The organism is Streptomyces sp. NPDC050549, from assembly GCF_040655035.1.
In the GTDB taxonomy this organism is placed as follows: domain Bacteria; phylum Actinomycetota; class Actinomycetes; order Streptomycetales; family Streptomycetaceae; genus Streptomyces.
This window is the reverse complement of sequence record NZ_JBFAJD010000019.1, coordinates 122,745-145,942: the sequence shown is the minus strand read 5'-3', so window position 1 is coordinate 145,942 and position 23,198 is coordinate 122,745. Positions and strand designations below refer to the sequence as shown.

The window sequence follows — 23,198 nt, the reverse complement described above, 5'->3', positions numbered from 1 at the left end:
CTACTGGCTGGTGAGGTGGTGGTTCCGGTTTTGAAATGTTTCAAATCCCGTGGTGTCCAGGCGGTGGACACCTGCCCTTCACCCCACTAGCTTCAACCATCGAGCGCACTGAACCGATACAACTCCACCTCTCGGCGGGCCGAAGGGACAGGGCATGAACGACGGAGTCGCCGTTTCCGGCACCACGGTGTCGGGCCTCACGGTGGAGCACCGTACCGACCCGCTCGGCGTGGACGCGGAACACCCGAGGTTAGGGTGGCGCATGGCGTCCGTCGGGCGCGGCAGGCGTCAGACGGCGTACCGCGTCCAGGTCGCCTCCTCACCCGGGCACCTGGCCGACGACCGGGCCGACGTATGGGACAGCGGTCGCGTCGACTCGGCGGACTCGGTCGCGGTCCGCTACGCGGGCCCCGGACTCCGCGCCTCGACCCGCTACCACTGGACGGTGACGGTGTGGGACGAACACGGCCGAGCCACCTCCGCCGCCCCCACCGCCCACTTCGAGACCGGCCTGCTGAGCACCGACGGAGTCACCGGCTGGGACGGCGCGCGGTGGATCGGCATGGCCGGCAAGCGGCCGAACAGTGCGGGCGCGCCTCTCCTGCGCCGCCAGACCGCACTGACCGGCGAGCGGGTGGGCGAAGCCCGGCTGTACGTGTCGGCACTCGGCGTGTACGAGGCCCACGTCAACGGCCGACGGGTCGCGGTGCCGCACGGCGACGGCACGACCCACGAACTCCTGACCCCCGGCTGGACCAACTACGAGACCACCGTCGACTACTTCACCTACGACGTCACCGACCTGCTGACGGACCCCTCACACGTCACCCTCGCGGCCGTGCTGGGCAACGGCTGGTACAACAGCCGCATCTCCGAGAACAGCCCCTACTACTCGCCCGACGGCAACCCCCTCGCCCTCAAGGCCAAACTCCTCGTCCGCTACACGGACGGCTCCACCCAGACGATCGTCACCGCGCCCGACGAGGACTGGCGAGCCACCGACACCGGCCCCTACCGCGCCGACGACATCTACGACGGCCAGACCTACGACGCCCGCCAGGAACTCCCGGGCTGGACGGCGAACGGCTTCGACACCACCGCCTGGGCCGCCGTCGAGGAGCACGACCACCCTTTCCCCGACGCCCGGTTGGTCGCCCATTCCGGTGAGAGCGCCCGCCTGGTGCCGAGTTGGGACCGCAAGCCGTGCTCGGTCACCGTCTGCACCGGTGCGAGCGACGAGGAGGGCAGCGCGAACGGCAGGGGCCGGATCGTCGTCGACCCCACCCGTACCGTCACGGACCCCGGCCCGGCGGCCACCGCCTCCGTCACCCTGCACCCCGGCGACACCGCCGTCATCGACCTCGGCCAGAACCTCGTCGGCGTGCCCCGCTACACCGTGCGCGGCCCGGCGGGTGCCCAAGTCGTCTGCGAGCCGGGGGAGATGCTCAACGACGACAGCGCGGGCGCCGACGGACCCGTCGGCTCGGTCTACCGCGCCAACCTGCGCTCCGCCCGAGCCACCAGCACCTACATCCTCAAGGGCGACCCGGACGGAGAGACCCACCAGGACTCCCTGACCTTCTACGGCTTCCGCTACCTCTCCGTCACCACGACCGACACCGTCACCCTCACCGGACTCACGGGCAGAGTCGCCACCTCCGCACTCCACGACATCGGCACCGTCACCACCGACGCCCCCGACGTCAACCAGCTGATCAGCAACGTCCGTTGGGGACAGCGCGGCAACTACCTCTGGATCCCCACCGACTGTCCCCAGCGCGACGAACGCCTGGGCTGGACCGGTGACACCCAGCTCTTCGCCAACACAGGCCTCTACAACGCCGATTCGGTCACCTTCCTCAGCCACTTCCAGGACACCCTGATCGACTCACAGCGTGTCTACGGCGCGGACGGCGCCCAGTTCCCCTGGGTCGCCCCCGGCCACCGCTACAGCCAGCCGCTCCCGGCGAGCGGCTGGGCGGACTGCGGAGTGGTCGTGCCCTGGACGGTGTGGCAGATGACCGGCGACACCACGATCATCGACCGCAGTTGGGCGGCGATGACCAAGTACGTCGACTGGATCCGGGACCACACCGGCGACACCTACGCCGGCCGGGGTGCGGTCTTCGGCGACTGGCTCGCCTTCCAGATCACCAGCACCCAGCTCATCAGCGACGCCTACTACGGCTACAGCGCCCGCCTGATGGCCGACATGGCCCACGCGACCGGCCGCACCGCCGAAGCCGCCGCCCACGAGGAGCTCTTCACCCGCATCAAGCGGGCCTTCATCACCAAGTACCTTGCCACCGACCCCGGTTCGGGCCGGCTCACCGTCCGCTCCAGCCTCGGCGACCCACCGCCGTACACACCAGGCAACAGCGCGGGCAAGACCGAGGACGACACCCAGACCGCCCTGCTCTGGATCCTCAAACTCGGCTTCTACGACACGGAGGACCAGCACCGTCAACTGGTCACCCTGCTCGCCGACAACATCGGCAACAGCGAAACCTACAAGGCGGCCCACCCCGACAGCACCCGCGTGCAGTACGCGGAGAACACCCTCTCCGTCGGCTTCCTCGGCGTGAACGTCATCGCGCCCGTCCTCACCGACGAGGGCCGCGTCGACCTGGCGTACCGGCTTCTCCACCAGAACGCGATGCCGTCCTGGCTCTACTCGGTGGTCAACGGCGCCACCACCGTCTGGGAGCGCTGGAACTCGTACTCCAGGGAGGACGGTTTCGGCCCGGTCGACATGAACTCCTTCAACCACTACTCCTACGGCGCGATCATGGAGTGGATGTACGAGAGCGTGGCCGGCATCGCCAAGGACCCGGCCCACCCGGGATTCCGCCACTTCTTTCTCCGGCCGCACCTCGACCCCACCGGCAGGATCACCCGGGTGACCGGATCGCATCTCTCGCCCTACGGCGAGATCGTCAGCGAATGGACCGCGAGGGAAGGGCAGTTGAGGTACCGGGCGGTCGTCCCCGCCAACAGCACGGCGACCCTGCGCATCCCCGCCGTCGACCCGTCCACCGTCCGCGACCACGGGACACCCCTCGCCGAGGCAGAGGGCGTTCAGTTCCTCGGCTTCGCGGACGGCACCGCCTCCTTCGAACTCCCCTCGGGCAGCTACGAGTTGACCTCCGCACTCGGCTGATCGCTCACCAGAACCACCTCCAGGGTGCGCGGACCGTGCACCCCCTCGACCCGGTCCAGCTCGATGTCACTGGTCGCCGACGGACCGGAGATCCAGGTCAACGGGCGGGTGGGGTCGAGGCGTTGGAGTGCCTGGGGTACCGAGGAGACCACCTGGTCCGGCACCCGTACGACACAGATGTGGTGGTCGGGGATGAGCGTGATCCGACGGCGGCCCTGGTCGGGGCTGCCGTCCAGGACGATGGTGCCGGTCTCGGCGGCGGCCACCGCGCACGCCGTGACCACACTGTCGACCCGGTCCAGTTCGTGCGGAGTGCTCTCGGCCCGGTCCGTGATCTGCTCGGCGTCGGCGTCCGTGAGCCAGGACGGCTCCAACCCCGGCGGCACGACGACCGACCCGGCACCACGCTCGGTGAGCAACCGCCCGATGACGGCGGCGAGTTCGGCCTCCGCGCACCGGTGCACGATCGCCCGATAGTCCGCCAGATTCTCGGCCAGCAGATCGACCGTCTGCTCGACGCTCCGGTCCCCGTGCTCGCGCAGATAGTCCCGGCGAACCGCCTGCTCGTACGGCGTGTCGTCCTCGCGCACATCCGCGACCGCGCGCTGCACGCGGCCCAGAATCCGTTCCCTGCTGCTCACTTGGCACCGTCCTTTCCGCCGTGCGTGCGCTGCCACCAGTCGCGGAACGGCTCCGCCGGCACGGCCGGCAGGTCCCGGGTACCGCTCCATGCCTTGCCGGGGCCTGGCAGCGTCCGGGGATGGAAACGGCGGGTGCGGGAGGCGAGCCGCTGGCCGGTGCGCAGGGCGCCCGGGCGGGCGAACGTCCAGCGTGCCGCCCGCATGGCCGCCCGCTCGGCGGCATGCCCCTTTGCGGGCCGCAGCACGACCCTGTTCCCCTCACGGGTCACCGGCCCGCCCTCCACGACCCGCTCCCGCAGATGCACCAGCACCTCGGGGATGTCGATGGCGACCGGGCACACCTCGTAGCAGGCACCGCACAGCGACGAGGCGTACGGCAGTGAGGCATCGATCTCGCTTGCCGTGCCCCGGAGTTGGGGGCTGAGGATCGCGCCGATCGGGCCCGGGTAGACCGAGCCGTAGGCGTGGCCGCCGGCCCGCTCGTACACCGGGCAGACGTTCAGGCAGGCGGAGCAGCGGATGCAGCGCAGGGCCTGGCGGCCGACCTCGTCGGCGAGGGTGTCGCTGCGGCCGTTGTCGAGCAGCACCAGGTGGAAGACGCGCGGTCCGTCACCTTCGGTCGTACCCGTCCACATGCTGGTGTACGGGTTCATGCGCTCGGCCGTCGAGGAGCGGGGGAGGGTCTGCAGGAACACCTCCAGGTCCTGCCAGGTGGGCACGATCTTCTCGATGCCGACGACCGAGATCAGCGTCTCGGGGAGGGTGAGGCACATCCGGCCGTTGCCCTCGGACTCGACAACAACGAGTGTGCCGGTGTCGGCGACCATGAAGTTGGCGCCGGAGACGCCGACCTTGGCGCGCAGGAACTTCTCGCGCAGGTGCAGACGGGCGGCCTCGGCGAGTTCGGCCGGTGTGTCCGTCAGACCCTCCGGCGCCGGGCGGCCCCACTCGCTCATCTCGCGGGCGAAGATCTCCCGGATCTCACCGCGGTTGCGGTGGATCGCGGGGACCAGGATGTGCGAGGGCCGGTCCTTGCCCAACTGCACGATCAGCTCGGCGAGATCGGTCTCGTAGGCGCGGATGCCCTCGGCCTCCAGGGCCTCGTTGAGCCCGATCTCCTGGGTGGCCATCGACTTGACCTTGACGACCTCCGACTCGCCCGTCTCCTGGACGAGTCGGACGACGATCCGGTTGGCCTCGTCCGCGTCGGCTGCCCAGTGGACGACACCGCCGGCCGCCGTCACCGACTCCTCCAACTGGACCAGATAGCGGTCGAGATGACGGAGCGTGTGGTCCTTGATCTGCTTGCCGGCCTCGCGCAGGGCGGCCCAGTCGGACACCTCGGCGACGGCCTTGGCGCGTTTGGCGCGGATCGTGTGGGTGGCGTGCCGCAGATTTCCGCGCAGGGTCTGGTTGTTGACGGCCTCGTGCGCGGCCACGGGAAAGGCCGGGAACGCGGGCATACCGACGAACGTGCCGCTCATGCGCTCGGCTCCCTTTCGCTGGAGGCTTCCGTGGCGGCCAGGATCTCCGCGATGTGCACCGGCCGCATGTCGGTGTGGAGCCGGGCCATCGTGCCGCCGATGTGCATCAGACAGGAGTTGTCCGCCGCGCACAGCACCTCCGCCCCCGTCGACTCGGCGTTGCGCACCTTGTCGGCGCTCATCGCCGCCGAGACATCGGCGTTCTTCACGGCGAACGTCCCGCCGAAGCCGCAGCACTCGTCTGCACCCGGCAGCTCGACCAACTCCAGCCCCTTGACGGCCCGGAGGAGCCTGAGGGGCCGGTCGCCGAGTCCCAGGCTGCGCAGCCCGTGGCAGGTGGGGTGATAGGTCACCTTGTGCGGATAGTAGGCACCCACGTCCGTCACCCCGAGCACGTCCACGAGGAACTCGGTCAGCTCGTACGTCTTCGGCACCACCGGCGCCAGCGTGGCCGCGAGGGTGTCCCCGCGTCCCTCTGCCCGGGCCCTTTCCCCCATGCGGGGATACAGTTCCCGCACCATCGCCCCGCACGACCCGGACGGCGTGACGATCGCCTCGTACTCCCCGAAGACATCGGAGAAATGCCGGGCGAGCGGCTCGGCCTCATGGCGGTAGCCGGTGTTGTAGTGCGCCTGTCCGCAGCAGGTCTGCGCCATCGGGAAGTCGACCTCGACGCCCAGTCTGGTCAGCAGTTTCACCACGGCGCGCCCGGTGTCCGGATACAGCGTGTCGTTGACGCAAGTCAGGAACAGGGCGACACGCATCGCGGCTCCTTAGTGGTCGATCATCGGATGGATGCAGCGTAGTCGGAGGTCACGGTCTGGGGGAGCCCCCGATTCACCGCGCGGCGAGCCGGGCCTCCGCCGCCCGCCAGCGGGCGGTGTCGCCCTGCGGCTCGTACCGGGTCGACGGCTGGGTACGGGCGAGCAGCCCCCGCATCCCGGCCAGGTCACCGACAAGCCCGTGGGCCCGCGCCTGGACGAGCACATTGCCGAGGGCCGCCGCCTCGGTGGGACCCGCCACCACCGGCAACCCACAGGCGTCGGCGGTCAGTTGGCACAGCAGCGCGTTGCGGGTACCGCCCCCGACGATGTGCACGACGTCGACGGGATGCCCGGCGAGTTCCTGGGCGTCGCCGACCGCCCGCCGATGGGCGAGCGCCAGCGAGTCGAGGATGCAGCGCGTGATCTCGGCCCGCGACTCCGGCACGGGCTGGCCCGAGCCACGGCAGGCATCCGCGATCCGCTCCGGCATCCGCCCCGGCGCCAGAAACGCCGCGTCCCCCGCGTCCACCACCGACCGCAGCGCCGGCACCCTGGCCGCCCTGCGCAGCAACTCGCCCAACTCCGGCTCGCCCCAGGCCCGTACACACTCCTGAAGCAGCCACAGCCCCATGATGTTGCGCAGATAGCGGACCGTGCCGTCGAGGCCCAGCTCGTTGGTGAAGTTGGCGGCCCGGCTCGCCTCGGTCAGCACGGGCGCGTCGAGCTCCAGACCGGCCAGGGACCAGGTGCCGGTGCAGATGTAGGCGAACCGCTCCGCCACGGCCGGGACGGCGGCGACCGCGGACGCCGTGTCGTGCGACCCGACCACCGTCACCGGCACGGGCCCGCTCAGCCCCGTCTCCTCCAGCACCTCGCCCCGCAGCGCACCCGCCGGATCCCCCGGCTGCCGCAGGGGCGCGAACAACCCGAGGTCGATGCCGAGCCGCGAGGCGATGTCGTACGACCAGCCGCGGGTGCGGGGATCGACGAGCTGGGTCGTGGAGGCGTTGGTCAGCTCGGTGCCCTGCTCTCCGGTGAGCCAGTAGGAGAGCAGGTCGGGGATGAGCAACAGCCGCTCGGCGTGGGCCAGTTGGGCCGAGTCGCGGGCCGCCGTCAGCTGGTACAGGGTGTTGAAGGGCGCGTACTGCAACCCGGTCGACGCGTACAACTCGTCCGCCGGTACGGTCGCCCACACCTTCTCGGCGACCCCCTCCGTGCGGGTGTCCCGATAGTGCACGGGGTTGCCCAGCAACGCCCCGTCCGTGTCGAGCAGTCCGTAGTCCACGGCCCAGCTGTCGATACCGGCGGAGTCGAGACGACCGCCGGTGGCCGTGCCCGCCGCCCGGAGCCCGTCGAGGACTCCGGCGTACAGCGCGAGGATGTCCCAGCGCAGCCCTTCCGGAGTGCGGACGGGCCGGTTGGGGAATCGGTGGGCCTCCGTCAGCTCCAGGGAGTCCGGCCCGACACGGCCGACCATGACCCGCCCGCTGGACGCTCCGAGATCGACCGCTGCGTACGCCTTCATGTCGGCGCTCACCGAAGGAAGGCTGCCGCAACACCGGCGTCGACCGGGACGTGCAGCCCGGTGGTGTGGGTCAAGTCCCCACCCGTGAGGGCGAAGACGGCGTTGGCGACATGCTCCGGCAGCACCTCCCGCTTGAGGATGGTGCGCTGGGCGTAGAACTCGCCGAGCTTCTCCTCCTCGATCCCGTAGGTCGCCGCCCGCTGCGCACCCCAGCCGCCCGCGAAGATGCCCGAGCCGCGCACGACACCGTCCGGGTTGATCCCGTTGACCCGGATTCCGTGCTCGCCCAACTCGGCGGCCAGCAACCGTACTTGATGGGCCTGGTCGGCCTTGGTCGCCGAGTAGGCGATGTTGTTGGGACCGGCGAACACGGCGTTCTTCGACGCGATGTAGAGGATGTCGCCGCCGAGCCCCTGCGCGATCATCGCCCGGGCCGCCTCACGCGAGACGAGGAAGGAACCGCGGGCCATGATGTCGTGCTGCAGATCCCAGTCCCGCGCCGAAGTCTCCAGCAGGGGCTTGGAGATGGAGATCCCCGCGTTGTTGACGACGAGATCGACCCCGCCGAAGGCGAGCAGCGCGGCCTTGAAGGCCTCGGCGATCTGCTCCTCGTCCGTCACGTCGACGGTGACGGCGACGGCCTTGTCGGGCCCACCGAGTTCCTGGGCGACGGAGGCCGCGTTCCCGGCGTTGAGATCGGCGATCACGACGCACGCGCCCTCGTCGACCAGCCGTCGTGCGATCGCCTTGCCGATCCCACTGCCCGCACCGGTGACGAGCGCGACCCGCGTGGCCAGCGGCTTCGGCTTCGGCATCCGCTGCAACTTGGCCTCTTCCAGGGCCCAGTACTCGATGCGGAACTTCTCCGACTCCTCGATCGGCGCGTACGACGACACGGCCTCGGCGCCGCGCATCACGTTGATGGCGTTGACGTAGAACTCGCCGGCCACCCGCGCCGTCTGCTTGTCCTTGCCGAAGGAGAACATGCCCACACCCGGGATCAGCACGATCGCCGGGTCGGCGCCGCGCATCGCGGGGGAGTCGGGCACGGCATGCCGCTGGTAGTAGGCGGCGTACTCCTCGCGATAGTCGGCGTGCAGCTCCTTCAGCCGTGCGATCGCCTCGTCCAGCGGAGCGGTGGGCGGCAGATCGAGAACGAGCGGCCTGACCTTGGTCCGCAGGAAGTGGTCGGGGCACGAGGTCCCGAGCGCCGCGAGCCGGGGATGCTCGGCCCGCGCCAGAAAATCGAGCACGACATCGGAATCGGTGAAGTGCCCCACCTGCGGCTTGTCCTGGGACGCGACGGCACGGACGTACGGCGCGAGGGCGGCTGCCCGCTCCCGTCGCTCACCGTCGCCGAGCGGACCGTACCCCTCGACGACGGGCCCGAAGGGCTCCGCCTTCCCCCGCTCGACGAGGAACGCCTCGGCGGTACGGATGATGTGCAGCGAATTCCGCTCGCACTCCTCGGACGTGGCACCCCATGCGGTGATGCCATGCCCCCCGAGCACACACCCGACGGCCTGCGGGTTGGCCTCCTTGACGGCGGCGATGTCCAGCCCCAGCTGGAACCCGGGCCGCCGCCACGGCACCCACACCACGGTGTCCCCGAAACACTCCGCGGTCAGCTTCTCCCCGTCGGCGGCGCAAGCGAGCGCGATCCCCGAGTCGGGATGCAGATGATCGACATGAGCCGCCTCCACGAGCCCGTGCATGGCGGTGTCGATGGAGGGCGCCGCACCCCCCTTCCCGTGCAGGCAGTAGTCGAACGCGGCGACCATCTCGTCCTCGCGCTCGACCCCCGGATACACGTCGGCCAGTGCCCGCATCCGGTCCAGCCGCAACACGGCCAGCCCGCCCTCGGTGAGCGTCCCGAGGTCACCCCCGGACCCCTTCACCCACATCAGCTCGACATCACCCCCGGTCACGGGATCGGTGTCGACGCCCTTGGCGGACGCGTTCCCGCCGGCGTAGTTGGTGTTGCGGGGATCAGCGCCGAGTCGGTGCGATCGAGCGAGGAGAGCAGCGGCTTCGGGGTGCGGTGCCATGAACGTCCAGTCCTTTTCGAGAGAGAGCGAGTGCGAATCTTTTCGGGGGCGCGGGGCTGTATCGACAAGCGGCTCCGCCGCGTGGGCGCGACCAGCCACACCGGACCCGCACCCGCAAACGAGGGATTCCCGGCAGACGCTCAGGCGCCCCACCCGGCCTGCTGTCCCCCAACCCGCTCAGCGACAATCCGCTCCTGCCACCCACTGGCCCGATACGCGGCGATCGGATCGGGAGCAAGCCCCTGCTCCTCCCGCAACTCCCGCAGCAGCGGCCGTACGTCCGTGTTGTACGCGTCCATCAACACGGCGTTCGCCTCCAGGACATCCCCACTCCGCTGCGCCGCACCCAGCGCGTCCCGGTCCACGAGCAGCGCCTTCGCCGTGGCCTCCTGCACATTCATCACCGACCGGATGATCGCCGGAATCTTCGCCTCGATGTTGTGGCACTGATCGAGCATGAACGCGACATCGGCGGTGAACCCGCCACCCCGAATCACCTCGTACATGATCCGGAACAACTGGAAGGGATCCGCCGCCCCCACCATCAGATCGTCGTCCGCGTAGAACCGCGAGTTGAAGTCGAACGCCCCGAGCTTCCCCTCCCGCAGCAGCGTCGCCACGATGAACTCGATGTTCGTGCCGGGCGCGTGATGCCCCGTGTCGACCACGACCTGCGCCTTCGGCCCGAGCTTCAGGCAGTGCGCGTAGGCCGTCCCCCAGTCCGGCACGTCCGTCGCATAGAACGCCGGCTCGAAGAACTTGTACTCCAGCAGCATCCGCTGCCCGTCCCCGAGCCGCTCGTACACCGCCGCGAGGGCCTCCGCCAGCCGGTCCTGGCGGGCGGAGAGGTCGTCCTGACCGGGATAGTTCGTTCCGTCCGCGAACCACAGCTTCAGGTCGGCGGAGCCCGTCGCGTCCATGATGTCGACGCACTCCAGGAGATGGTCGAGCGCCTTGCGCCGCACCGCCGCGTCCGGATGGCAGACGCTGCCGAGCCGGTAGTCGTCGTCCTGGAAGGTGTTGGAGTTGATCGCGCCGAGCTTCAGCCCGTGGTCGTCCGCGAACTTGGCCAGCGCCCCGAAGTCGTCGACCCGGTCCCAGGGAATGTGCAGGGCCACGGTCGGCGCCACGCCCGTGAACTCGTGGACCTTCGCCGCATCCTCCAGCTTTTCCTGCGGGGTCCGCGGCACACCCTCCTGGGCGAACACCTTGAACCGGGTCCCCGAGTTTCCGTACGCCCACGACGGCGTCTCGACTGCCTGGGTCCTGAGTGCGGCCTTCACCGCGGCGAGATCGGTCACTTGTGGGCTCCTGTGACATGCGACGAAACGATGTATGTATGAAACGATTCAGAGAGCGAAGTTATGAGCCTCCCGAAGGGGTGTCAAGCCCTTCGGCGAAGCCTGTGCTCCGTGACTCCAATGTGACCTTTGGCTATCGAAAATTTTTCGATGCGGACCCATTGACGTGACAAGGCTGGCGCGCCTAACGTCCCGGCAACCAAGTTGAAACCTTTCACGACGTTGTGACGGCTCCCCGCCGACGTCGTCGAGGAGCCCCTCATGACCCACCCGTCAGACGCGGGTCCGGCCCCGGTGCTCGCGCTCAAGGGCATCTCCAAGTCCTTCGGCGCGGTACGCGCCCTGCGGGACGTGTCCCTCGAACTGTTCCCCGGTGAGGTGCACGCACTCGCCGGTGAGAACGGCGCGGGCAAGTCCACTCTCATCAAGACCCTCGCCGGTGTGCACCGGCCCGACGCCGGCCAGGTGCTGCTCGACGGCGAACCCGTCGTCTTCCACGGCCCCGGTGACGCCCGCGACGCGGGAATCGCCGTGATCTACCAGGAACCGACCCTCTTTCCCGACCTGTCGATCGCCGAGAACATCTTCATGGGGCGCCAGCCCCGCCGCGCCCTCGGCCGGATCGACCACAAGGCCACGCACGCGGCGACCGCCGACCTGATGAAGCGGCTCGGTGTCGAGCTGGACCCGGAGCGGCCGGCACGCGGCCTGTCGATCGCGGACCAGCAGATCGTGGAGATCGCCAAGGCGCTCTCCTTCGACGCCCGCGTCCTGATCATGGACGAGCCGACGGCCGCCCTCACCGGCAGCGAGGTGGCCCGCCTCTTCGGTGTCGTCCGCACCCTGCGCGAACAGGGCGCCGCCGTCCTGTTCATCTCGCACCGTCTGGAGGAGATCTTCCAGATCTGCCGGCAGGTGACCACCCTCCGCGACGGCGCCTGGATCTCCAGCGAGCCGGTCGAGGGAATGACCGAGGACGATCTCGTACGGCGCATGGTGGGCCGCGATCTCGACGAGCTGTACCCCAAGCAGGACGTCGAACCCGGCGAAGTCGCCCTGAGCGTCAAGCGGTTGACCCGCGAGGGCGTCTTCACCGATGTCTCCTTCGACGTACGGCGCGGGGAGATCGTCGGTCTCGCCGGGCTCGTCGGCGCCGGCCGTACCGAGGTGGCGCGAGCCGTCTTCGGTATCGACCGGTGGGACGCCGGCGGGGTCGAGGTCGACGGCAAGTCGCTGACGAACGGCGCCCCTTCGACCGCGATGGCCGCGGGCCTCGCCCTGGTCCCGGAGGACCGGCGGGCCCAGGGCCTGGTGATGGACATGTCGATCGAGCGCAACATCGGCCTCACCGGCCTGCGTACGACCGTGAAGGCGGGCCTCGTCGACCGCGGCGCCGAGCGCAGCCGTTCCCTCGACTGGGCGGTGAAGCTGCACGTCAAGTACGCGCGGATCGCCGACACCGTCAACACGCTCTCCGGCGGCAACCAGCAGAAGGTCGTCCTCGCCAAGTGGCTCGCCACCGGGCCCAAGGTGCTGATCGTCGACGAGCCGACCCGTGGCATCGATGTCGGCACCAAGGCCGAAGTGCACCGGCTGCTCAGCGAGTTGGCCGCCGACGGCGTCGCCGTCCTGATGATCTCCTCCGATCTGCCCGAGATCCTCGGCATGGCCGACCGCGTGCTGGTGATGCACGAGGGCCGGCTCACCGCAGAGATCCTCCGTTCCGAAGCCACCGAGGAATCCGTGATGGCCGCAGCCACCGGGAGGACCGCCGCATGAACAGGTCCTTCATGACGGCAACCCCGTCGAGCGCAGCTTCCGGGAGGGCCGCCGTATGACGGTCACCGCGCCGAACCCCGCGCCCGCCGCCGAGGTGCCCGAATCGAGCAGCACCCGGCTGGTCGACCGGGTCTTCAAGATGCGCGAACTCGCCATCCTGGTCGTCTTCTTGGTGATGATCGGCATCACCCAGGCGGGCAACAGCGAGTTCCTGTCCGAGCAGGGCATCAAGGACCTGCTGCTGAACGCGACCATCCTGGTCCTGGTCGCCACCGGACAGTCGCTGGTCGTCATCACCCGCAACGTCGACCTGTCGGTCGGCTCGACCCTCGGCATCACCGCCTTCGCCACCGGCGACTACCTCCACAGCGGCGGCAACGCGGTCGTCGCGATCCTCCTCGCCGTACTCCTCGGCGTCGGCCTCGGGCTGGTCAACGGCCTGCTCGTCAGCCTCGGTCAGGTGCCCGCACTGGTCGTCACGCTCGGCACGCTCTACATCATCCGGGGCGTCGACTCCATCTGGGTCGGCTCACGCCAGATCACGGCAGCCGATCTCCCGGGCGGATTCGTGGACTTCGGCTCCGGCGGCCTCTCGGCGGTGCCCTGGCTGGCACTGATCGCGCTCGCCGTACTGATCGCCACCGCCTACTACCTCAAACACTTCGGCAGCGGGCGGGAGCTGTACGCCCTCGGTTCCAACCCCGAGGCCGCCCGGCTGGCCGGCATCCCCGTCCGCAAGCGGATCCTCGCCGCGTACACCTTCTGCGGCGGACTCGCCGGACTCGCGGGCGCGATGTACCTGGCCCGCTTCGGCAACGTCGACTCCGGCACCGGCACCGGCTACGAACTCACCGTCGTCAGCGCGGTGGTCGTCGGCGGTGTGGTCTTCACCGGCGGCTCCGGCAGCGTCTACGGCGCGGCCCTCGGCGCACTCCTGCTGACCTCCATCAACAGTGTGCTGCCCGCCCTCGGCGTCAGCTCCGTCTGGGTGCTCGCCATCAACGGCATCCTGCTCATCCTCGCCATCGCCGTCGACCGGATCGTCGCCCTGCGCGTGGCCACCGCACTGAAGAAGAGGAACGCCCGCCATGCCTGAGTCGTTGACGCGCGCGATCCGCTGGGACACGGTCGTCGGCGCCCTCCTCGTCGTCCTGCTGCTGTTCTCCTTCACCTCCGTCGACGGCTTCGGCAACGCGCTGAACCTGTCGTTCCTGATCGGCAACACCCTTCCCATCGCACTGATCGCGCTCCCGATGACCCTGTTGGTCGTCGCCGGCGAGATCGATCTGTCGGTCGCCTCCACCGCCGGACTGTCCGGCGCGGTGATGGGCAAACTGTGGAACGACGGCATGGCGATCGAGACGATCATCCCGATCTGCCTGCTGCTGGGCCTGGTCTGCGGACTGGTCAACGGCCTTCTCGTCACCCGCCTCGGACTGCCGTCCCTCGCCGTCACCATCGGCACGCTCGCCGCGTACCGGGGCATCGCGCAGATCGTGCTGGGTGCCAACGCGGTGACCGATTTCCCCACGCAGTATCTGGACTTCGCAGCCGGACGACTCGGGGGCACCTTCCTGCCGCGGGCCTTCCTGCCCTTCCTCGTGCTGCTGGCGATCGCCGTGGTCGTGCTGCACGCCACGCCGTTCGGGCGGTCGTTGTTCGCGATCGGGGCGAACGAGGAGGCGGCGCGGTTCGCCGGCATCCGCGTCAAGCGGCAGAAGCTGATCCTGTTCACCGTGACCGGGTTGATGGCTTCCCTGACCGGGATCTTCTGGGCGCTGCACTACGCCAGCGCCCGCTACGACAACGCGACCGGGCTCGAACTGTCCGTTGTGGCCGCGGTGTTGCTCGGCGGGATCGACTTCGACGGCGGAAAGGGGACGTTGGGAGGTGCGATCGCCGGGGTGTTTCTGCTCGGTGCGCTGCAGAACGTGATGAGTCTGCTGAATGTCTCCGCGCAGTCGCAGATCGTCGTCACCGGTGTGTTGCTCGTTGTTTCGGTGCTCGGCCCTCGGGTCGCACGCCAGATCGCCGTCGCGAGGGCCGCTGCGCGCGCCGTCGGATAGGTCGTTCGAAAGCTGCTCGCCGGCTGTGGCCGGTCGCGCAGTTCTCCGCGCCCCTTCAGGGCGCTTCCGCTCACCTTCGTATCAAAGGACCCCATGCCATGCGCAAAGCATCCCTCCGTCGTGCCTGTGCGGCCGTCGTCGCCGTCACTTCTCTCACTCTCGCCGCCACCGCCTGCGGCGGTACCACCAAGAAGGATGTGAAGGACGAGAACACCGGGTCGGCCGTCACCGGTGGCAAGGCGGATCCGAACGCCGCACTCAAGAAGGGGCTCACCGTCGGGTTCCTGCCCAAGCAGGTCAACAACCCGTACTTCACCACGTCCGACAAGGGCGGCGAGAAGGCCCTCACCGAACTGGGCGAGAAGTACAAGGAGGTCGGCCCGAGCAGCGCCACCGACACTGCGGGACAGGTGAGTTACGTCAACACGCTCACCCAGCAGCAGGTGAACGCGATCGCCGTCTCCGCGCAGGACCCGGGCGCCCTTTGCACCGCGCTCAAGCAGGCGATGAGCAACAAGATCAAGGTCGTCACCTACGACTCCGACACCAACCCCGACTGCCGCAACGCCTTCGTCTCGCAGGCCAGCGCCGAGGACCTCGGCCGCACCCAGGTGCAACTGCTAGCCCAGCAGATCGGCTACAAGGGTGAGATCGCGATCCTGTCGGCCGCGCAGACCGCGACGAACCAGAACACCTGGATCGGCTTCATGAAGGAGGAGCTGAAGGACCCCAAGTACAAGAACATCAAGCTGGTCAAGGTCGCCTACGGCAACGACGACGCCCAGCAGTCCTTCCAGCAGACCCAGGGCCTGCTCCAGGAGCACCCGAACCTGAAGGGGATCATCTCCCCGACCACCGTCGGCATCAAGGCCGCCGCCCAGTACCTGTCCGGCTCCCAGTACAAGGGCAAGGTCAAGCTGACCGGCCTCGGCACCCCCAACGACATGCGCAAGTACGTCAAGAACGGCACCGTTGACGGCTTCGAGCTGTGGGACCCGGCGAAGCTCGGCGCCCTCGCCGCGCAGACGGCAGTGGCGCTGGTGTCCGGGCAGATCACCGGCAAGGAGGGCGAGACCTTCAAGGCCGGCGGGACCTCGTACACCATCGGCAAGGACGGTGTGATCAACCTCGGCAAGCCGACCGTCTTCGACAAGAAGAACATCGACCAGTTCAACTTCTAGTCCCGGAAGTCCCTTTGATCTAAGGGGTGTTGATGCAACGCGTGTGTTTCCTGCTGAAGGTCCGGGCGGACCGCCTCGACGAGTACCGCGAGCGGCACGCCGCCGTGTGGCCCGAGATGCTCGACGCACTCTCGGCCACCGGCTGGCACAACTACTCGCTCTTCCTGCGCGAAGACGGCCTGCTGGTCGGCTACTTGGAGACCGAGGACTTCGCCGCCGCCCGGGCCGGCATGGAAGCCACCGACATCAACGCCCGCTGGCAGGCGGAGATGGCGCCGTTCTTCGAGTCCCTGGACGGCGCCCGTCCCGACGAGGCCATGAAGCCGCTCACCGAAGTGTTCCACCTCGCCTGACGATGGAGTCTCCCGAGATGAGAAGACGTACCCTGCTCGCCGGCGCCGCCCTGCTGGGGGCCGCGGCCACCCCGGGCCTCGCCGCCGGCACCGCCCGGGCCGCGACCGGCCCCTCGGTCAGCAAGACCGGCAGCACCCAACTCGACGCGACCGCCGTCTACTTCGTCTCCTACGACGGCCTGGTCAACAACAACTCGTTCCAGAAGAACGGCCTGTTGACCTACAAGGGCTACCAGTACGCGGCCTGGTACACATCCACCAAGAACGCCGTCGTCGCCCGCCGCGTCCTCGGCGCCACCACCTGGTCGACGATCACCCTCTCCCACACCCTCAAGAGCGACGACTCCCACAACGTCATCTCCCTGGGCGTGTCCAAGGTCGACGGCCGTCTGCACCTCAACATGGACTCCCACAGCGACGGCTTCTTCTACGTCAAGTCGATCGCCGGCCTCCTCGACAACCCGGCGTCCACCGCGTGGACCTCGGCCGTCCTCGGCTCCGTACAGACCTCGCTGGACGGTGTGGCGCTCACCTCGCAGTTCACCTACCCCCAGTTCATCGCCACCCCCGAGGGCAAGCTGCAGCTCAGCTACCGCGTCGGGATCTCCGGCAACGGCCGCAACGCCCTCGCGGAGTACGACGGTTCGACCTGGACCGCCCTGGGGGAGTGGACCAGCTCGACCGGCACCTACACCAGCACGCACGGCTCCAGCACCGCCCGCAACATGTACCTCCACGGCATCGACTACGACGTCAACGGCCGCCTGCACGCCTTCTTCACCTGGCGCGAGCAGTCCGCCGCCGTGATGTGCAACAGCGGCGGCATCACCAACCACGACACCGGCTACGTCTACTCGACCGACCGGGGCCGCAGTTGGCGCAACGACGCCGGAACGGTCGTAGGGACGACGGGCAGTTCGGACACCGTGGCCGTCACGGACGGCGGACTCGTCGTCGACTCCCTCAACCCCGACCACTCCCTGATGAACCAGGAGAGCCAGTCCACCGACTCCACCGGCCTCCCGCACGCGATCATCAGCTACGTCCCCGGCCGCTTCGGCCAGTGCACCACCAACTACGTCAGCGACCGCACCGCCAACGGCCGGGCCTTCCACGTCCGCAAGAACTCGTCGGGCACCTGGCAGAAGACCGAGATCCCCATCGCTCTCAACTCCACCCAGCGCACCAAGCTGGTCCTGGACAAGTACGACAACGCCTACGCGGTCCTGCCCTACGGCCGAATCGCCGCCGCCTCGCAGTCCTCCGGGTACACCGACTGGACGCTGCTGTACGACGGGAGCGACCTGAACGCGTTCGGCGAGGTCGTCATCGACGAGCTGCGGGTGAAGGCGGACAACGTGCTGTCGTTCATGTACCAGGAGAAGTCGAGCGGAACGACCCCCTCGGCACTCCACGTCGTCGACTTCGCCCTGCCCGCGTGACCGGGACGGTCGCCGGAGTCGCGAGAGGTCATGACGGTAATGTGAAGGCCTTCCCGCCGCCCCATGTCACCCTGGAGGTCTCCGCCTGATGGCCCAGCCGGTGGGTATCAAGGACGTCGCCCGCGCCGCCGGAGTCTCCGTCGGCACGGTCTCGAACGTCATCAACCGCCCGGACACCGTCGCCACGGAGACCCGGGCCCGGGTGCTGTCCGCGATCGACCGGCTCGGCTACGTCCGCAGCGAGTCCGCGCGCCAGCTGCGCGCGGGCCGCAGCCGGATCATGGGGCTGCTCGTCCTCGACATGGGCAACCCGTTCTTCGTGGACGTGGCCCGGGGCGCCGAGCGCGCCGCGCGCGAGGCGGGGCTCGGTGTGATGGTCTGCAACAGCGCGCAGAGCCCCGGCGAGGAGGCCGAGTACCTGTCGCTCTTCGCCGAACAGCGGGTGCGGGGCGTGCTGTTGACCCCGGCCGACGCGACCGGACGGAACATAGAGTCGTTCCGCCGACACGGCATCCCCTTCGTGCTCGTCGACCGCGTAGCCGAGGGCACCACCGAGTGCTCGGTCTCCGTCGACGACGTCGCAGGCGGCGCGCTCGCCGTGCGGCACCTGGTCGACGCCGGGCACCGCTCCATCGCCTACGTCAGCGGCCCGCCCGGCTTCAACCAGGTGCGGGACCGCCGTACGGGTGCCAAGAACGCGCTCGCGGAGGCCGGTCTCGACCCCGGCACGCTGCGCGAGCTGCCCACCGACCGGCTGGACGTGGCGGCCGGGCGGGACGCCGGCGCCCGGCTGCTGGGCCTCGCCGACCGCCCCACGGCCGTCTTCTGCGCCAACGACCTCCTCGCCCTCGGCGTGCTCCAGGCCATGTTCGCGGCCGGGGTCGGCGTCCCGGACGACCTCGCGATCGTCGGCTACGACGACATCGAGTTCGCCGCGGCGGCGGCTGTCCCCCTCACCTCGGTCCGGCAGCCCGCCGTCACCATGGGCGCCCTCGCCGCCGAACTGCTCCTGGAGGAGACCGAGGCGGAGGCGGACACGGCGGCTCGCCCGCACGAGCACCGGCGGGTCGTGCTCCAGCCGGAACTGGTGGTGCGCCGCTCCAGCCTCGCCGCCCGCTGATCGGCCGGTCAGTAGGATTTCATGATCCAGGGGGTCGGATATCGGACGAGCATGTGCTGAACTGTGACGCGGCCCGTCACTCGTCCGTACCAGGAGTCCCGTTGTCCGTCAGCTACCGCCAGCCCGGCGTCGTCCTCACAGACCGCCGCTTCACCGTGCCCCTCGACCACGAGGACCCCGCGGGCGAGACCATCGAGCTCTACGCCCGTGAGGTCGTCGCGAGCGACAGGGCCGGCCGGGAGGACCTGCCGTGGCTGCTCTACCTGCAGGGCGGACCCGGTTTCGGGGCGAATCGTTTCGTCGGCAGACAGGCCTGGCTCGACCGCGCGCTCGACGAGTACCGCGTGCTCCTCCTCGACCAGCGCGGCACCGGCCACTCCACCCCGCTCAACCGCCAGACCCTCCCGCTGCGCGGCGGCCCCGCCGAGCAGGCCGAGCACCTCACGCACTTCCGCGCCGACTCGATCGTCCGCGACTGCGAGACCATCCGCCCGGCCCTCACCGGCGGCGCCCCCTGGACCGTCCTCGGCCAGAGCTTCGGCGGCTTCTGCACGGTGAACTACCTGTCCGCCGCCCCCGAAGGCCTGCGCACCGCCCTCCTCACCGGCGGCCTGCCGTCCCTCGACGCCCACGCCGACGACGTCTACCGGGCCGCCTACCCGCGCATCGAGCGCAAGGTCGCCGCCCACTACGACCGCTACCCGCAGGACGTGGAGCGGGCCCGCCGCATCGCCGAGCACCTGCTGCGGCACGAGCCGGTCCTGCCCAACGGCTACCGGCTCACCGTCGAGGCCTTCCAGTCCCTCGGCATCATGCTCGGCGGCAGCGAGGGCAGCCACCGCCTCCACTTCCTCCTGGAGAACGCCTTCGTCCGAACCCCGCAGGGCTTCGAGCTCTCCGACGCGTTCCAGGAAGAGGTCCAGAACTCCCTGTCGTACGCCGGGCACCCCCTCTACGCCCTCGTCCACGAGGCGGTCTACGCCCAGGACGCCCGCCCCACCGCCTGGTCGGCGGAGCGCGTCCGCGGCGAGTTCCCGCAGTTCGACGCTGCCAAGACCCTCGCTGGCGACGGCCCCCTCCTCTTCACCGGCGAGACGATCCACCCCTGGATGTTCGACTGCGACCCCGCGCTGCGCCCGCTCCGCGACACCGCCGAGCTCCTCGCCGCCCGCACCGGCTGGCAGCCGCTCTACGACTCGGCGCGCCTCGCCGCCAACGAGGTCCCGGTCGCCGCGGCCGTCTACCACGACGACATGTACGTCGACGCGACCCACTCGCTGCAGACGGCCCGCTCCATCCGGGGCCTGCGCACCTGGGTGACCGACGAGTTCGAGCACGACGGCGTTCGGGCCGGCGGCACGCGTGTCCTGGACCGGCTGCTGGCCCTCACGCGCGACGAGGTCTGAGTCCGCCCGCAAGAGGTGGGCCCGGTGACGAGATGTGACCTCGAACTTTCCGACATAAGGTTCATTTCGATGAATATCAAGTCACTCCGCCGGGCCCGCCCGGCCGCCCTGGTCCTCGCCGTCGTCGCGGCGAGCACGGTCGCGCTGGTCTCCTGCGGCGACAACAACAGCTCCGGCAGCAGCTCGCAGACCCCGACCCCGGACAAGGCCTCCTTCTCCGGCATGACACCGTCGGCCCTGAAGTCGGCCGCGTCCTCGGCGGTCGCGTCGGCCCGTGCCCGGGCCTCCGCCGCCGCGTCCTCGGCGTCGGCCGCCGCGTCCTCCTTCGAGGCCTCCGTGTCCGCCGAGGTGGCCCGCGCGAGCAAGGACGCCCAGAACGAGCTCAAGAACGTCACGGGCCAGGGCAACGCGATGTCCGAGGTCGCCATGACCGGTAAACCGCGCGCCCAGACCAGCGGGCTGCTGGCCGTCCTGGTGACCATCACCAACAAGACCGACAAGAAGGCGTCCTACGCCGTCCAGGTCGACTTCCTCGACTCCTCGGGGAAGGTGGCGGAGACGCGCTACGTCGGCGCCGAGAACCTCGCCCCCGGCGCGAAGGCCCAGCCCGTCGCCATCAGCACGAAGCCGCCGGAGCCGGTACTGACCCCCAAGTTGGCCAAGGCGCAACGCTATTGACCAACAGGCTCTTCAGCGCTCGGAGTTGAGCGCCGCCACCGCTCCGCCGGCGTCCCCGACCGTCGTGTAGTCCACGGCGACGAAGTTCACCGGCCGACCGCGTTCCCGCTCGCAGCGGTGGACGCGGTCGAGCACGAATCGGCGGCCGTTGACCTCGCCCGCGTCCAGACGGCTGCCGCCGTCGATGGTGATGAAGTGGTTGAGCAGGAACAGGCGTTTGTCGCTGCCACCGCGATGCGGTACGCAACTCATCGCATCCGGCGTGCGGAACGCGAACGGGGTCTCCATGCCGTAGTCGTAGAAGTTGCGGTACCAGGGCGCCGGACCGTCCGCCCGCTCGGCGAAGACGACGAGCGGGCGCCCGCTGTCGATCAGGTCGCCCAGCGTCGGCCAGGGCTTCCCGGGATCGGGGTCGGGGGTGTGCACCAGGCCGCTCAACCCGGCCTGCGCGAAGGCCTGTTCGGTGTCCTCGCCGCTGATCGCGTCCTGCACGATCAGGGTGATCACCTCCGTGGGATGGGCGCGCATCCAGTCACCGATCCCGCGCAGCGCGGGCACCAGGGCGATGGCGCCGGCCCGGCACACCGAGTGGCACAGCCAGAGCCCCTCGCGCGGCGGGTTGACCTTGTTGACGGCCGCGGCGACGAACTTCCGCTGTTCCGGGGTGAAGTCCGACTCGGCGAGCCGCGCGGTGATCTCGTCCGGGCGCTCCCACCGGTAGGTGTCGATCTGCAGGGCGCGCACCCCGTCGTCCAACTGGGCGGTGATTCCAGGGTCTTGGAGTGGACCGATGAACCGGTCGACGGTCGTCGACATCGCGTTGTGCGAGGTGAGGTAGGCGACCTCGTCGTAGGACCGGTCGCACAGCTCCACGCTGCCCTCGCAGGTGCGGGACGCGGTGGGCGTCACGGCGTACGGCACCAGCAGGACGCCGGCGACGGCGGCGGCGCCCGTGGCGAGGGCCAGCCACCGCGGACGGGGGAGGGCGGGGACGTGCGGCCGGACCTGGAGGGCCCAGCCCACGCCGGTCAGGAGGGCACCGGCCAGGACGGGGACCAGGGCAGTCGTCAGGGCGGTGGCCGTGAGCCGGTCCAGGGCGCTGCGCTGTACGTCGTCGACCAGCCGGGCCAGGCTCGGCGGCCAGGAACCCGGAGGATCGATCACCCGCCCGCCGCTGACCAGCCGGAAGAGGACGGCGACAAGCCCGGCCAGTACTCCACCGGCCGCGAGCGGCCACCCCAGGAGGAGGAGCCGGCGGCCCGGAGCCGCCGAGCCGCCGCCGATCCACAGCACCGCAAGCGCGACGACGAGGAGCGCCGAGGCGAGCGCCTCCGTGAGACCGAGGCCCACGGTGGTGTAGCTGCGGGCGCGGTGGAGCGGGGTCAGGTCGTTGCCGGACGCGGCGAGGGTGTCCGTGAGGTTCCAGGTGCCGCCGTCGACACTCGCCCGCAGCCGGTCGGCGGCCGTACGGGTGCGGTCCGACACGGCGGCGGGGGCCACGGTGGCGAGCGCGGTCGCGACGTCGCCGTCCCGCAGCGCGGTCTCGACCGCCGGGCGCAGGGCGTCCCGGTCGGCGGCGGGCAGTCCGCTCACCAGCGTCCCGGCCGCCTGCTCCGCCTGCGCCTCGGTCAGCGGGAGCGCGGGCAGCCCGTTCGGCACGTGCCCCGCGGTCACGGCCCCCAGGGCGGTGGACAGGTCGGTCGAGAAGCGTGCGAAGTCGGGCTCGGTCCGGTTCTGTACCGAGGCGACGAGATCGCCGAAGTAGGTCTGCGCGAGGTCGTTGAGGTTGGCCAGCACCGGCCGCACATCGACCTTGAGCTCCAGTGAGTCGCGCTCGCCGCCCAGATAGCCCACCACGGCGTCGATCTGCTGCTCGGTGAGATCCCGGACCGTCTCCGGTGGCAGCACCAGTTTGAGGTTGGAGGTGACCTGGGCCTCCGGCACGGGCAGCCGGGCCAGCAGCCCCCGGGTGACCGCGGCCGTCCGCGGATCCACCAGCACCTGGCTGTAGAGCCGGTCGTAGGCCCGCTGCTCGTCCAGCGCGGACCGGTAGAAACCCGGTGAGACCACGGTGGAGCGGGCCGTCGCCGCGAGGGTGAGGACCGCCGTCGCGAGGACGGCCGTCACCAGGGCCGCGACACGCGGCAACCTGCGGGACGCGATGCCGACCGGGTCCATGATTCCTCATCGTCGTCCCGGCCCGACCGCCCCGCAAACGGACACGGGACGCCGAAAATGGCATGCCCGTGG

17 protein-coding genes are annotated in these 23,198 nt (G+C 69.8%); 10 read left to right on the top strand and 7 right to left on the bottom strand.

Features of this window, described 5'->3' with window-relative positions; all coding sequences use genetic code 11:
* Positions 1-154 precede the first annotated feature (154 nt).
* Positions 155-3,160: a family 78 glycoside hydrolase catalytic domain gene (locus AB0I51_RS26795; protein WP_362979273.1), complete on the top strand. Its 3,006-nt coding sequence runs from the start codon at positions 155-157 to the stop codon at positions 3,158-3,160.
* On the opposite strand, the gene AB0I51_RS26790 is transcribed toward AB0I51_RS26795, so the two are convergent.
* The 6 genes from AB0I51_RS26790 to rhaI all read right to left on the bottom strand — a co-directional run bounded on the left by AB0I51_RS26790 (position 3,133) and on the right by rhaI (position 10,923).
* A complete protein-coding gene (locus tag AB0I51_RS26790; RefSeq protein ID WP_362979271.1) occupies positions 3,133-3,801 on the bottom strand; it encodes an LUD domain-containing protein in 669 nt (222 codons plus the stop codon). The two genes, AB0I51_RS26795 and AB0I51_RS26790, sit on opposite strands and share 28 nt — an antisense overlap.
* The gene (locus AB0I51_RS26785) at positions 3,798-5,285 is read right to left on the bottom strand and encodes a LutB/LldF family L-lactate oxidation iron-sulfur protein (RefSeq protein WP_362979269.1); all 1,488 of its coding nucleotides are present in this window, start codon (positions 5,283-5,285) and stop codon (positions 3,798-3,800) included. The genes AB0I51_RS26790 and AB0I51_RS26785 overlap by 4 nt, the downstream gene beginning before the upstream one ends.
* The gene (locus tag AB0I51_RS26780) at positions 5,282-6,049 is read right to left on the bottom strand and encodes a (Fe-S)-binding protein (protein ID WP_362979267.1); all 768 of its coding nucleotides are present in this window, start codon (positions 6,047-6,049) and stop codon (positions 5,282-5,284) included. The genes AB0I51_RS26785 and AB0I51_RS26780 overlap by 4 nt, the downstream gene beginning before the upstream one ends.
* 73 nt (positions 6,050-6,122) lie before the next feature.
* Positions 6,123-7,574: a rhamnulokinase family protein gene (locus AB0I51_RS26775; protein ID WP_362979364.1), complete on the bottom strand. Its 1,452-nt coding sequence runs from the start codon at positions 7,572-7,574 to the stop codon at positions 6,123-6,125.
* A gap of 8 nt (positions 7,575-7,582) precedes the next feature.
* Positions 7,583-9,622 carry a bifunctional aldolase/short-chain dehydrogenase gene (locus AB0I51_RS26770; protein ID WP_362979265.1) on the bottom strand — a complete coding sequence of 680 codons (2,040 nt, stop codon included), beginning with the start codon at positions 9,620-9,622 and terminating at the stop codon, positions 7,583-7,585.
* A 140-nt stretch (positions 9,623-9,762) separates the two neighbouring features.
* On the bottom strand, positions 9,763-10,923 hold the full coding sequence (gene rhaI, locus AB0I51_RS26765; protein ID WP_362979263.1) for an L-rhamnose isomerase: 1,161 nt from the start codon (positions 10,921-10,923) through the stop codon (positions 9,763-9,765).
* 261 nt (positions 10,924-11,184) lie between these two features.
* On the opposite strand from rhaI, the gene AB0I51_RS26760 reads away from it, so the two are divergent.
* The 9 genes from AB0I51_RS26760 (at position 11,185) to AB0I51_RS26720 (ending at position 20,948) form a co-directional block, all read left to right on the top strand.
* Positions 11,185-12,702, top strand: a complete 1,518-nt coding sequence (locus AB0I51_RS26760) for a sugar ABC transporter ATP-binding protein (protein WP_362979261.1) — start codon at positions 11,185-11,187, stop codon at positions 12,700-12,702.
* A gap of 55 nt (positions 12,703-12,757) precedes the next feature.
* Positions 12,758-13,798 (top strand): ABC transporter permease, encoded by a 1,041-nt coding sequence (locus AB0I51_RS26755; protein ID WP_362979259.1) that lies wholly within the window; start codon positions 12,758-12,760, stop codon positions 13,796-13,798.
* Positions 13,791-14,768, top strand: a complete 978-nt coding sequence (locus AB0I51_RS26750; RefSeq protein WP_362979257.1) for an ABC transporter permease — start codon at positions 13,791-13,793, stop codon at positions 14,766-14,768. Before AB0I51_RS26755 ends, AB0I51_RS26750 begins: the two co-directional genes overlap by 8 nt.
* 98 nt (positions 14,769-14,866) lie before the next feature.
* Positions 14,867-15,949 carry a rhamnose ABC transporter substrate-binding protein gene (gene rhaS / locus AB0I51_RS26745; RefSeq protein WP_362979255.1) on the top strand — a complete coding sequence of 361 codons (1,083 nt, stop codon included), beginning with the start codon at positions 14,867-14,869 and terminating at the stop codon, positions 15,947-15,949.
* Positions 15,950-15,981: 32 nt separating this feature from the next.
* A complete protein-coding gene (locus AB0I51_RS26740) occupies positions 15,982-16,302 on the top strand; it encodes an L-rhamnose mutarotase (protein ID WP_362979253.1) in 321 nt (106 codons plus the stop codon).
* A gap of 17 nt (positions 16,303-16,319) precedes the next feature.
* Positions 16,320-17,744 (top strand): BNR repeat-containing protein, encoded by a 1,425-nt coding sequence (locus AB0I51_RS26735; RefSeq protein WP_362979251.1) that lies wholly within the window; start codon positions 16,320-16,322, stop codon positions 17,742-17,744.
* Positions 17,745-17,832: 88 nt separating this feature from the next.
* Positions 17,833-18,864, top strand: coding sequence for a LacI family DNA-binding transcriptional regulator (locus tag AB0I51_RS26730; protein WP_362979249.1), 1,032 nt, complete (start codon positions 17,833-17,835; stop codon positions 18,862-18,864).
* Positions 18,865-18,965: 101 nt separating this feature from the next.
* A complete protein-coding gene (locus AB0I51_RS26725) occupies positions 18,966-20,270 on the top strand; it encodes an alpha/beta fold hydrolase (RefSeq protein WP_362979247.1) in 1,305 nt (434 codons plus the stop codon).
* A gap of 69 nt (positions 20,271-20,339) precedes the next feature.
* A complete protein-coding gene (locus AB0I51_RS26720; RefSeq protein WP_362979245.1) occupies positions 20,340-20,948 on the top strand; it encodes an FxLYD domain-containing protein in 609 nt (202 codons plus the stop codon).
* Between the two features lie 12 nt (positions 20,949-20,960).
* Here the strand turns inward: AB0I51_RS26720 and AB0I51_RS26715 are convergent, their stop codons facing one another.
* Positions 20,961-23,126, bottom strand: a complete 2,166-nt coding sequence (locus tag AB0I51_RS26715) for a hypothetical protein (RefSeq protein ID WP_362979243.1) — start codon at positions 23,124-23,126, stop codon at positions 20,961-20,963.
* Positions 23,127-23,198 lie beyond the last annotated feature (72 nt).